This window comes from Flavivirga algicola, assembly GCF_012910715.1.
In the GTDB taxonomy this organism is placed as follows: domain Bacteria; phylum Bacteroidota; class Bacteroidia; order Flavobacteriales; family Flavobacteriaceae; genus Flavivirga; species Flavivirga algicola.
In genome coordinates, this window is record NZ_JABBHF010000001.1 from 506,294 (window position 1) to 518,876 (window position 12,583).

The following is a 12,583-nucleotide window of genomic DNA, read 5'->3' on the forward strand; positions in this document are numbered from 1 at the left end:
ACAACCTTTTTTAAGATTCTTATCATTTTAATCGCCATCAGCATCTACATAATCCACATTGATATTAAATGCTTGGAGCATGTCTACTTTTAAGGATACTACAGCTAACTGGAGGGCATCATACGCTTCAGTCATTTTTGTATTATCTGTATTTATTTGTGAATTAAAATCTGTGCTTAACACTTGTAATTTTTGACGGGCACCATCAAACCTAGAATTTATTAAAGTTACCAACTCCATTCTTTCTAAATCTATTAAATAGCTGCTAAAACTTTGTCCTGTAGCACTACTTGAATATGCTTTCCCTTTAAATAAATTTTGAACAGCGTTTAAGGCCTCTAAAGCTAATTCTTTTGAAAATGTTTTACTGTATACCCCTTCCACTTTTTCAGGCAATGGGTTTGCAGAAAAGTTACCTGCAGGGATTCCTATTTTATTAGCACGTAACCCCTTTTCATAATAAAACACATAGTCGTTGATGAACTTATTTAAGGCACTGGTGCTTGTGTTGCCAGTTTCGTTTATAAATGTACTCCTATAAGAACTAGTCCAATCATTTAATACTATTTCTGTTAATGACAGCATTTGGTCTATGACATCAGAAAGGTAATTTTTATACTTAACATCAGCATATTTTCCTAAAATAACAGTATCATCAGCACCTATGCCATATAATAAATAATCTACAGCAGGAAAACCTACAGCATCATTGTTATTAATGTGTGATAAATCATAAGAACCTGATGCTATGTTTGCTTCAACATCTGTTGTTGAAACTGGATACACATTCATTTGAAAATAATACAAAATTTCTTCTGCTTTACCTATATTAAACATCTCCACATACTGCCATGTCTTATAAGCTGCTAACCATGATACTCTAAGCGCATCTAAATTTGTTTGGTCTGGTGTTGTAACAAAAGTTTCTTTGTCTGATTTTAAAGCAGAAAGTTTCGTACTTAAATCTTGAAAAGCTGGGATAATAATATTATCTGCAACATTCGTCAATAATGCACCCCTATTAAAAGTATCTGTTTTTCCAGAAGGCCCATCGTCTGAAGACGAAGAACTGCAACCTATAATAAACGCAGTTATTACTAACGCTAAAAAAATCTTTCTTACTGTGAACATAACTTATAAAAATATAATTTTTGCAAAAATACTAAAAGTAGTTATTGTATTATGTAATACAATAACTACTTTAAAAATATAATAACTAATTCTTTTCTTTTTAACTTCCAGCTTGGGCTGTTGTAAAGCTAAACCTCGCTGATATGGTATCTGACATGGTATCTAAACCTTGTGATGTTAAATCCCAAAAACCGTTTCCTGTCATTAATGTTTCAATAAAAGCATCTACCTCTACTTTTGTAAAGTAAGGAGCATTTGTATCTGGTTTTCTTGTAAACTGTAAGCTGTAAACAAAACCAAAGCCCTCAGATAAATCATGGAATGCAGAAGCATTATCTGTTCCTAAATTTGTTTTTCCTTGTTGCAAATAGTAAACAGCTCTAACACCGATGATTTGAGATATTTTTTCTCTAATTATTTCGGCTTGTTCATCTCTAACATTATAATTTTTAGCGACAATGGCAGCACGTCCTAATTTAAAAGCATTATAAACATCTGCAGCAATACCTGCAAAATCTGTATCGTTTTCTACTCTAGATAAGTATTTGTTTAAAAAGCTATCAGCGCCTAATTGTGGAGCTTCAGGATCTGCTTCGTTACCGTACAAATAACCAAATGCTTCATCCCATTTATGTTCCATAGTAGTATATGATTTACCATCTGCCACTTTATTTGCATCATTATCTGCTACATTTGAACCTGCATCCAAAACTGCAGGGCTTAGATAGTTATTAAGCATTTGATCTACCATTAAAGCCCCTATTAAAGACTTAGCAAAAGCTTGATTATATTCCAAACCTTTAGCATTGATATAACGGGTAGATCCACCGCCACCTTCCTGTAAGTTACCTGCATTACCTGCTGAAGCAGTGGTTCCCCAATTTGGGAATACATCACTAACCTGCGCTGCTATCCAGTTATCAAAATCTGCTTTAATGGCATTAGCGTCTGTTGTATTAGCCGAAAAATAATCTGCCGAAGCTGCTGTTTTACTTCTAATACTTTTACTTGATGCATTTAGGTTAGAATCGCTAAAATTATCCTCATTTTCAACGTGAGCAAACATTGCGTCTAGCGCCATCTCAGTTTGCGAATTATCTTTAATAGCAGCCACTAATTCTTCTGCCATTTGAATTCTTGTTGTTTGCCCGCCAAAACTCACAGTGGAACTTCCATTTCTTGTAAATTCATAAGTAGCTGGAGCGACAACATTGTTTTGTCCATTTCCTCCATTATCATCATTTGAACATGATTGTAATAATGCCGATGCTATAAAAAGGCTTAATACTATTTTCCTCATTTTAAGTAGATTAATAATTTTTATTTAGACTTATTATAAATAATAGTTGTTTTGAAGTTGCAAATATAAAACTCATAATTATTTATGCAAAGTTTATTTAGATTAAATTTAAATAAACTTTAAAAACATATTTCAACACACTTAAAATCAATAAATTACAACAACAAGAAATTAATGATAAAAATTAAAAACCTTGGAAGCTTCATTATAAGCACTTTCAAAACTAAGTGCGTTTAAACTGTTGTTTTTATTAGAAGTAAAATACGACAACAGTTTTTCGGTAGGCATGTTACCTGTTAATTCATCTTTAGCCATGGGACAACCCCCAAACCCCTGAATAGCACCATCAAAACGTTTGCAACCAGCTTTATAGGCTGCATCTACTTTTTCAAACCAGGTACTTGGTGTTGTATGCAAATGAGCCCCAAATTCAATATTAGGGTATTGAGGAATTAAGTTTGAAAACAGGTAACTAATGCTTTCTGCATTAGAACTCCCGATAGTGTCACTTAAAGACAAAATCTTTACACCCATCTTTGACAGTTTTTCGGTCCACTCTCCTACAATATCAACATTCCATGGGTCTCCATAAGGATTTCCAAACCCCATAGAGATATAAACCACAACTTCTTTGTTCGATTTATTAGCAATGTTTAATATATTTGAAAGCGTTACCACAGATTGCGCAATCGTTTTATGGGTATTACGCATTTGAAAGTTTTCTGAAATTGAAAACGGGTAGCCTAAATAATCTATTTCTGGGTGCTTACATGCATCATCTGCGCCTCTTGTGTTCGCTATAATAGCGAGTAACTTGCTGTTTGTGTTAGATAAATCAAGTTTTGATAATACCTCAGCCGTATCAACCATTTGAGGAATGGCCTTAGGAGACACGAAACTTCCAAAATCTATAGTATCGAAATCAACACGAAGTAACGATTGAATGTACTGCACCTTTTTTTCTGTAGGAATGAAGTCTTTAATGCCCTGCATGGCATCCCGTGGACATTCGATAATCTTTACTTTGTTTTGCATGTAGTCAAAAAATAGGAGGATAAAAATACTATTAATTTGGTTAAGCTATCAAAAAAGTTTAAACCATCTCAACCATAAAATAAAGATTTTTCAAATAATCTGTAAGTTTTACTCCCATAAGACGACCTTATTTTTAATTTCTAATTAGCCATACCATGAAAAACATTACTTTATTGTTCATTTTTTTGATCTCCTTGACTTCTTTTAGTCAAAGCACAGCTAATTATACTGTTGTATTTGAAAGTATTTGGGAGTCTATCGCTGATAATCCAACTGATGGTCAAAGTTCTATTGATTTACCTAGTTCTGCACATTGGTCTGCTTTAGTAGGTGCCACACATCAAACGGCCAATACTTTTTTAATGATGGGAGCTGCTGCATCTCCTGGTATTGAATCTGTTGCAGAAACTGGAGGGTTTAATACGTTTCAAACTGAAGTTAATAACAGTAGTGATGCCGATAAATTTATTAATGCTGGTGGATTAGGAAGTGCTAAAGGCTCCATTACCATAAACAGCTTAGAAGTTAACGAAGATTATCCTTTAGTTACCTTAGCTTCTATGGTAGCCCCGAGTCCCGACTGGTTTATAGCTGTTAACAGCATCAATTTAAGATCTGGAAACAACAGTGTTAATAATGGTTGGAAAGAAACGTTCACGATAGATTTATTTCCTTATGACGCTGGTACTGAAGATGGTACTACTTACTCATTAAGTAATCTCGAAAGTGACCCTATAGGGGTCATAACAAGCCGATCGAATGTGACACCTTTTAATGATAAAAAAATTGGAACACTCACCTTTACATACAACTCATCAACTTTAAGTACCGAAGCTTTAGATAAAATCGATGCAATAAAAATATTCCCAAACCCAACTAAAGGAGCTATTACAATCTCTAATATTCAAGGAATTGAATTAAGTTCCATAGCAGTTTATAATGTATTGGGGCGCTTGGTAAAACAGATAGAAGTTGAAAAAGGATTATCGAAATTAAATACCAATCTAACGGATTTAAATAAGGGAATTTACCTCTTAAATTTAAAAGCTACTGATGGCAAAAGCAGATCGCAAAAACTGATAATCAACTAAAAATTAAGCATCTAATTGAAAGGTAACCGATAAAATTAACGCTTAAACGTTTTTATTATTCATCTTTTTCATTTAGGGATACATTTGAAAAAAAATGTTTTGTCCCGATGCATATTTTTAATAAAAAACCTAAACTTTTACTCTTTTCGATATTTCTATCGGTATCATTTCTCATCTCTGGACAAAACAAATTAGAATCTGATTGTGGCACTGTTACATCCCCTGAATCTTTTGAGTATATCAACAGTATAAAACCACAAATCAAAAAATATGAGAAAGCATTTGCTTTTGGTAAATCTGCAAAAAATAATACGCTTAGACTAATTAACTCTATTCCTATTAAAGCACATATTATTAGAGCCTCAAATGGTACTGGCGGACTTAGCATCTTGGAACTTAACAATGCTATTGAAAATCTTAATGACATTTATGCAGACGCCTCTATGGAGTTTTTCTTGTGCGATGACATTAATTATATAGATAATGATGCCTTTTGTCATTTTAAAAAAGGAAATGAAAGTGACTTAAAAGAATCAAATTATACCGCTGGTTTAATAAATATTTATTTTACCGACTATTTAGAGAGCACTTCTGAAGAAAGCATTTGCGGCTATAGCAATAATATTGGAAGACATAATGATATTATTGTTATGAAAAATAGCTGTGCAACTAACGATTCTTCTTTAGCCCATGAATTGGGACATTTTTTCTCTCTAGTACATACCCACGGACCCGATAATAGCAAAATGACTACCGAATTAGTTGATGGTAGCAATTGTGATACAGATGGCGATGGTATTTGTGATACTCCAGCCGACCCCATGCTTTCCAACAGTAACATTAATAACTTTTGTGAGTTTACAGGTGTAGAAACAGATGAGAACGGACATACATTTTACCCTGATACGGGCAATATTATGTCTTATTCCAGAAAATCGTGTAGAAACCATTTTACAGATCAGCAATTAGCCAGAATGTATGCTTTTTATCAAACTACAAAAAACTATTTAGCCTGTCCTACATTTAATGCCAATTTTACTGCAGATGCCAGTGTGACTTGTGAAGAAACATTAACCGTAAATTTTAAAAATAATTGTTCAAATATTACAGATTGGCAATGGGATATTGATTCTGATGGTATCGTTGATTATACAGATCAAAACCCGTCGCATACCTATGATGCAGGTATATACGATGTTACACTTACCGTTTCCAACAAGTCCAAAACTATTAAGAAAACATTTTCAAAATTTATAAAAGTCGGCACAGAAATCGGTCCTTTACTAGAAGATTTTGAGGGTTTTGAAATAGCTGGAGATAATGGGTGGTCCGCAGTAGATGTTTCTAAAAATGGATATAACTGGTATTCAAATACAGGAAAAACAGCTACAGATGGCACAGGTCCTTTAAATGATGACACACCAGATAGTACATTAGGAACATATATTTACGCTGAAGCTTCGGGCGCTACATTAGGTGATGTAGCCGAGTTTATTTCACCCTGTATTAACATAACAACACCTAACAGCGAATTGGAATTTTCGTATCATATGTTTGGTGAAAACATTGGGGAGTTACACGTAGATATTAAAACGGACAGTGGTTATATTAATGATGTTATTCCTGCGCTTTTTGGAAGTCAACAAGCCAATCAAAATGATGCTTTTTTTAAAAAAGTTGTCGATTTATCTTCTTACGAAAATCAGACTATAAAAGTACGTTTTAGAGCCATAAGAGGTACTGGTTGGGATGGAGATATTGCTATTGACAATATTCTGATTAAAAATATCGAAGAAGAGCAACATATTTCCAATGCATTAGGTATAAAAGTATATCCAAACCCAATCACAGATGAGACACTTTATATTAAATCTTTAAATAATGAAGCTGTTCTTAATTACCAAATTTCTAATTTGGTCGGACAGGTATTCTTATCTGGAACGCTTACAAATCAATCAATTAACCTCAGTAGTTTAGCCTCTGGAACGTACTTCCTAACTATTCATAATAAACATTCTAAATTGGTTCAAAAGATTATTAAGTAACGAGTAACGAAGGCAAAACCGTTTCGTTATTAGAATCATAAAGACTTGATTGTGACTAATCGACAAACAAAATTTGTTAAACAACTTTCTTTATGCTTATCTTTTTAGTAAAGCTTTATTAATCTGCTTTATAAGGCTTGGTCCTTCATAAATAAACCCTGTATAGATCTGCACTAAATCTGCACCTGCATCTATTTTTTCAAGAGCGTCTTTAGCAGAATGTATCCCCCCTACTCCTATTATCGGAAATGCCTTTTCACTTTTATCCGATAAGTATTTTATAACCCTTGTGCTTTTGTCTTTTATGGGCTGTCCACTTAAACCACCATGGCCTATGCTTTCAAGTAAGTCCTTCGAGGCTTTTAAATGGCGTCTGTCCATAGAGGTATTACTTGCAATAACACCATCTAATTTTGTTGCTGCCACAAGTTCTACAATTTCATCTAATTGCCCATCATTTAAGTCGGGGGCAATTTTAAGAAGAATTGGCTTTGCACTTCGACTACGTTTTGCATGACCACTCTCAAATGTTGTGTTCGCTTTTTGTACAGCACTAATGAGTTCCTCTAAATAATCCTTATCATTTAACTTAGCATGGCTCCCTACATTAGGGCAACTCACATTAAGTACAAAATAATCAATATAAGGATGCAAAGCATTGAAGCATTCTAAATAATCCTTGGTATAATCTTCAGGTTTTGTATTAGTATTTTTCCCAATATTTCCTCCAATAACCAATCTTCCTTTATTTTTTTTCAATTGGGAAATAGCTGCTTCCAAACCTTCATTATTAAAACCCATGCGGTTAATGATACCTTGATCATCTTTAAGCCTGAATAATCTTTTTTTAGGGTTTCCTGCCTGTCCTTTGGGTGTTACCGTACCAATTTCAATAAAACCAAAACCAAAATTTGCCAGCTCGTTGTACAACACGGCATTTTTATCGAAACCAGCTGCCAGACCTACAGGGTTTTTAAATGTTAATCCGAATAACTGCCGTTCTAATTTAGTATCCTCAACCACATATAAACTTCTAAAGATAGCTGCAAAGCCAGGGATTTTAGAGGTCAACCTTATTAACGAAAATGTAAAATAGTGAATCTTTTCAGGGTCAAATAAAAAAAATAGAGGGCGAAGTAGTAATTTGTACATCCAGTATTATTTATGCAAAAATACTTCTAAATAAAAAATTGAACAATTCAAAAGCAAAAAAAATTAATAATCGTATTTTTAAAGCCACAATAACCCTGTGTTATTTCGCTCAAACCATACCAAATTTTATTTAAAATGATTTCAAAAGAAAATATCATACAACGATTTGTAAGTTACGTGACTATTGATACAGAATCCGATCCATCTTCAAATACAACACCCAGCACAAAAAAACAGTGGGATTTAGCAAATAAACTGGCTGAAGAACTTAAAAGTATTGGAATGCAAGATGTTAGTATTGACGACAATGCATACATTATGGCGACCTTACCCAGTAATGTTGAACATGAGGTACCTACTATTGGATTTATTTCTCATTTTGATACTTCTCCAGATTTTACAGGAGCCCATGTAAAACCTCAGATTATTGAAAAATATGATGGTCAAGATATTGTTTTAAATGCCAACGAAAATATTATACTATCACCAGACTATTTTGAAGATTTGCTGTTATACAAAGGACAAACTTTAATAACTACTGATGGCACTACCCTTTTAGGTGCTGATGATAAAGCCGGTATTTGCGAGATTGTTTCGGCTATGGAGTATTTAATAAAACATCCCGAAATTAAGCATGGGAAAATACGGGTTGGTTTTACACCCGATGAAGAAATTGGGAGAGGCGCTCATAAATTTGATGTAGAAAAATTTGGGGCAGATTGGGCTTATACTATGGACGGCAGTCAAATAGGCGAATTAGAATACGAAAACTTTAATGCCGCTGGTGCTGTAGTAAAAATTAAAGGTAAAATTGTACATCCTGGATATGCTAAAGGAAAAATGATTAACTCTATGTATATCGCCCAAGAATTTATTAATTCTTTACCGCGACTGGAAACCCCCGAACATACAGAAGGGTATCAAGGTTTTTTCCATTTGCACAATATGAAAGGAGATGTTGAAGAAACTATTTTAGAATATATTATCCGCGATCATGACAGAGGTCATTTCGAAGCTCGTAAAGAAGTGATGTTAAAGTTGACCAACGAACTAAACTCTCAATATGGAAGAGAGGTTATTACTACCGAAATTAAAGATCAGTATTATAATATGAAAGAAAAGGTAGAACCCGTGATACATATTGTAGATATTGCCGAAAAGGCTATGAAACAGCTTGGTATCTCACCACTTATAAAAGCAATTCGTGGTGGTACAGATGGGTCGCAATTAAGTTACATGGGCCTGCCTTGTCCTAATATATTTGCTGGTGGACATAATTTTCATGGACGTTATGAATACGTGCCTGTAGAAAGTATGATTAAAGCGACAGAAGTTATTTGTAAGATCGCAGAATTAACAGCTTTGGAAAAGTAAAAATCACTTTTATATACCAATAAAAGCCAAATAAGAACCTTTTTTATTTGGCTTTTTTAGTCATTAAATAATTAGCACATCTTTTTCTGGCTTCCCTTTTGTTAAACAATAATTCTGCCTCACATGACAAAAATTTAAATATTTTTTAAATAAAATGCAATAAATTAAAAATGTATCGTCTCTTAAAGTGAAGACCTCTATAAACGGTTTAAATGGATTCGGAATCAGAAAACAGTAAAAAACTTAATGATTTTTTTGGTAGAGAATATCGGTCTCTGAAGGTTTATGTGAATAATAGAATAAAAGATACTGCCAGTCGAAATGCAGAAGATATTATTCAAGATGTAGCCTTAAAATTATTCACAGGAGCTGATAGATATGCACCTATTAATAATGTAGCGGGTTTTGTATATAGATCAATTAAAAACAAAATAATTGATATTATGCGAACAACGAAACAAACCGAACAGGTAGAAATTGATGGGGAATTTTCAGAGTTGGCAGAAATGATCCATCAATCGACAAACGATCATACCTCAGAAGATATGATGCCTCTTTTAAAAAAGAGTATTAAACAACTGAAGCCAGGGTATAGGGATATTATTATAGCGGTAGATTTTGAAGGCTATACCTACAAAGAGATTTCGAAAGAAACAGGTATACCCGAAGGTACATTAATGTCTAGAAGACATAGAGCCATTGGCATATTATATAAAAAATTAGAATCAGAAATTAATAAACAAAAAAATTAACATATCATGGAAAACTATTTTACCCATAAATTCAGAGGAAAATCACCCATAGAAATTGCAGCAATGATCATCTTTGGCGCTATTGCCATTACAGGATTAGCCATCTTATTTGGCTTTGTAATTATGTGGCTATGGAATTGGCTTATGCCTGAAATTTTCGGACTAACCACACTTACCTATTGGCAAGCTGTAGGGTTGTTTATATTCTTAAAACTGTTACTTGGAGGGTGTGGAAGCGGAGGTAAATCATCAAAAAAATCAAATCATAAACATAAAAACAGTTCAAAAAGTGATTTTTCAAAATGGAAACATTATGACGAATTTTGGAAAGAGGAAGGTGATGAACTTTATAAACAATACCTAGAACGAAAAACGAATCCAAACCTACCAAATGAAATAGAATCGGAAGAACATTAAATTTAATTATTTTTTAAATCCCCTAATATGCACTTACTAATATTTGAAACGAATATCAAATCAGAGGAAAAGGTAAAGTCCATACAGTCTACATTTAGTAAACACAATGATATTTTAAAATGGTCTATAGATTTGGAAGATGTCGATAACGTACTCAAGATTGAAGCTACAGATAACATAACAGAAACCGATATTATTAACATCGTTAAAACACATGGCTTTTATATAGAAGCCTTAGCAGATTAAAAAGCATCCGTTAAAAAAGTGTCACTACACCTGTATACATACTTCTATAGAACTTATTTTACATGGTCAAATCATGTTATTTTCATTGCTTATTGCTTATTGCTTAAACTGAACCAAACCACCTTAAATGCTTCTAAAAAGGAAATATTCATTTTTGTTAAAACTATGTTAAAATGAAAATTTGTAAATTAAAAGCTTAAAGCATTACATTTACACCATAAAAAATTGATACTATGAATCCGTCTGCACAAGGTTGGATAAAAAAGTTATTAAAGGAATTTAAAAAAAAGGATATTTTCTTTAGTCTTAATGAAGAAGCATTTTATAACGCCTTAAGGGGTTGCGGTTTCATATATGGAAGTAATTTAGATATTGTAGAAGGTATTATTGACAAAAAAGATCTTACCGAAGATGAACTTTGTAAAACAAATTTATTTCTAGGTTTATTATATACCCACAATAAATCTAATTCCAACATCCCATTTATTGATAGTGTTATAAACTTTTATACAGACATAAACGAACTTAAAGTATCTTTCTTTCAAGAATTATTAGGCGGTAAAAAATCCCGTGAGCAACTTGAAAAAATAATTCATAAACGTGTACAAATAGATGCCAATGTACTTACTAAAAACTTTAATTATTTCATTATAAATGCCTTACTATTTATAGATGTTCTAGCTTACCAAGAGTTCTTAAAAAACAATAGCATTTCAATTGGCTATATTAAAAATCTAGAAGCTGCCATAGAAACTATTTCTTTAGATGTTCTAAATTCTAAAACCACAAAAAATCAATACGATGAAAGTTTGATAAAGCTCTTTGAGTCCTCATTGCGATTTAAAGATAACATCCATATAAATTATAAAAAAGCTATTGAGATTATAAAAACTAAACAAGAGAAGTATTATATTTTAGATTTAGCTTGTATGGCAACTTGGGGAGATAGGACGATTGATGATAATGAGCAACAGTTTTTAACCCAATTAGGCAGCGACTTAAGTCTTGATACGTCGCGCATTAATCAATCTATCGATACAGTAAATGATTTTTACAATACCAACAAAGACAATATAGCACTTTTAAGTTCTAGAAACATCGTACAAAGCTTTTACGACAATTCCAGTAAAATGGTAAATAAGCTAATTACAAGAAATAGCAAGCGCCTATATCAAGAACTTAAAGATAGTAAGGAGCTCATGGTCTTGTTAACACAATCTACAGTTCGAGATTTAAACAGCGAAGAACAAAAAAAGGTACAGGAACAACTTATAGATATTTTTAAATCTATACCAAGTCTTGCTATTTTCATACTTCCAGGGGGCGCATTATTATTACCTTTGGTCATTAAATTTATTCCAAAATTATTACCTTCAGCTTTCGACGATAACCGAATAGATGATTAAACTATGAAAGAACAGCTTCATGCGTATTTAAATCGTTATGTTCCTTTTTCTGAAGAAGAAATGAATTTATTTTATAGTTATCTAACGCTACAAACATTTCAAAAAAAAGAGTTTCTTTTAAAAGAAGGAGAGGTTTGCAAAACTAGATTCTTTATTATAGAAGGGCTCATACGTGTATTTAAGATTGACGAAAGGGGCAATGAAAACATTATTCATTTTGGCATAGAAAATTGGTGGATGACCAACCTGGAAAGTTTTATTAACGAACAAGCTTCTCTTTTATATATCCAAGCTTTAGAAGAAACTACCATACTTGCCATTAATAAAGTTAATTTAGAAAAAGCCTATGCTGCCATACCTAAACTAGAACGTGTATTTAGAATCATTACCGAAAAAATGTTTATTGCTATAGAACGTAAAAATGAGCATTATGTTAAAATGAATAGTAAAAAAAGGTATGATATATTTATAAATGAACTCAAAACATTTTCTCAAAGAGTGCCCCAATACATGATAGCTTCCTACCTTGATATCACTCCAGAATATTTAAGTGAGCTTAGAAAAAAATAAACAATCTTTATTTCTTAAGACATCTTAATTTTTATCATTTTTTTCCATTCTAACTTTGTCTCAT

Annotated in this window: 12 protein-coding genes; 8 read left to right on the plus strand and 4 right to left on the minus strand. The window is 32.6% G+C overall.

Features of this window, described 5'->3' with window-relative positions; translation table 11 throughout:
- Nucleotides 1-27 precede the first annotated feature (27 nt).
- The 3 genes from HHX25_RS01980 to HHX25_RS01990 form a co-directional block, all read right to left on the minus strand.
- Nucleotides 28-1,131 (minus strand): imelysin family protein, encoded by a 1,104-nt coding sequence (locus HHX25_RS01980; protein ID WP_169669529.1) that lies wholly within the window; start codon nucleotides 1,129-1,131, stop codon nucleotides 28-30.
- A 100-nt stretch (nucleotides 1,132-1,231) separates the two neighbouring features.
- Complete coding sequence (locus tag HHX25_RS01985) at nucleotides 1,232-2,431, minus strand: DUF4856 domain-containing protein (RefSeq protein ID WP_169669531.1); 1,200 nt, start codon at nucleotides 2,429-2,431, stop codon at nucleotides 1,232-1,234.
- Nucleotides 2,432-2,602: 171 nt separating this feature from the next.
- Nucleotides 2,603-3,466, minus strand: coding sequence for a hydroxymethylglutaryl-CoA lyase (locus HHX25_RS01990; RefSeq protein ID WP_205957975.1), 864 nt, complete (start codon nucleotides 3,464-3,466; stop codon nucleotides 2,603-2,605).
- A gap of 155 nt (nucleotides 3,467-3,621) precedes the next feature.
- Here HHX25_RS01990 and HHX25_RS01995 point away from each other — a divergent pair, with 155 nt between their 5' ends.
- Nucleotides 3,622-4,557, plus strand: a complete 936-nt coding sequence (locus tag HHX25_RS01995) for a T9SS type A sorting domain-containing protein (protein ID WP_169669533.1) — start codon at nucleotides 3,622-3,624, stop codon at nucleotides 4,555-4,557.
- 107 nt (nucleotides 4,558-4,664) lie between these two features.
- Nucleotides 4,665-6,602: a T9SS-dependent choice-of-anchor J family protein gene (locus HHX25_RS02000; RefSeq protein ID WP_169669536.1), complete on the plus strand. Its 1,938-nt coding sequence runs from the start codon at nucleotides 4,665-4,667 to the stop codon at nucleotides 6,600-6,602.
- Nucleotides 6,603-6,698: 96 nt separating this feature from the next.
- On the opposite strand, the gene HHX25_RS02005 is transcribed toward HHX25_RS02000, so the two are convergent.
- On the minus strand, nucleotides 6,699-7,754 hold the full coding sequence (locus HHX25_RS02005; RefSeq protein ID WP_169669538.1) for a quinone-dependent dihydroorotate dehydrogenase: 1,056 nt from the start codon (nucleotides 7,752-7,754) through the stop codon (nucleotides 6,699-6,701).
- Nucleotides 7,755-7,889: 135 nt separating this feature from the next.
- Between HHX25_RS02005 and pepT the strand changes: the two genes are divergently transcribed.
- From pepT to HHX25_RS02035, 6 genes are all read left to right on the plus strand, one after another.
- On the plus strand, nucleotides 7,890-9,128 hold the full coding sequence (pepT, locus tag HHX25_RS02010; RefSeq protein ID WP_169669540.1) for a peptidase T: 1,239 nt from the start codon (nucleotides 7,890-7,892) through the stop codon (nucleotides 9,126-9,128).
- Between the two features lie 212 nt (nucleotides 9,129-9,340).
- Complete coding sequence (locus tag HHX25_RS02015) at nucleotides 9,341-9,880, plus strand: RNA polymerase sigma factor (protein ID WP_169669542.1); 540 nt, start codon at nucleotides 9,341-9,343, stop codon at nucleotides 9,878-9,880.
- Between the two features lie 6 nt (nucleotides 9,881-9,886).
- A complete protein-coding gene (locus HHX25_RS02020) occupies nucleotides 9,887-10,297 on the plus strand; it encodes a hypothetical protein (protein WP_169669544.1) in 411 nt (136 codons plus the stop codon).
- Between the two features lie 27 nt (nucleotides 10,298-10,324).
- Nucleotides 10,325-10,543: a hypothetical protein gene (locus HHX25_RS02025; protein WP_169669546.1), complete on the plus strand. Its 219-nt coding sequence runs from the start codon at nucleotides 10,325-10,327 to the stop codon at nucleotides 10,541-10,543.
- Between the two features lie 233 nt (nucleotides 10,544-10,776).
- Nucleotides 10,777-11,949, plus strand: a complete 1,173-nt coding sequence (locus HHX25_RS02030; protein ID WP_169669548.1) for an LETM1-related biofilm-associated protein — start codon at nucleotides 10,777-10,779, stop codon at nucleotides 11,947-11,949.
- Between the two features lie 3 nt (nucleotides 11,950-11,952).
- Nucleotides 11,953-12,519 (plus strand): Crp/Fnr family transcriptional regulator, encoded by a 567-nt coding sequence (locus HHX25_RS02035; protein ID WP_169669550.1) that lies wholly within the window; start codon nucleotides 11,953-11,955, stop codon nucleotides 12,517-12,519.
- The last annotated feature ends 64 nt before the right edge of the window (nucleotides 12,520-12,583 follow it).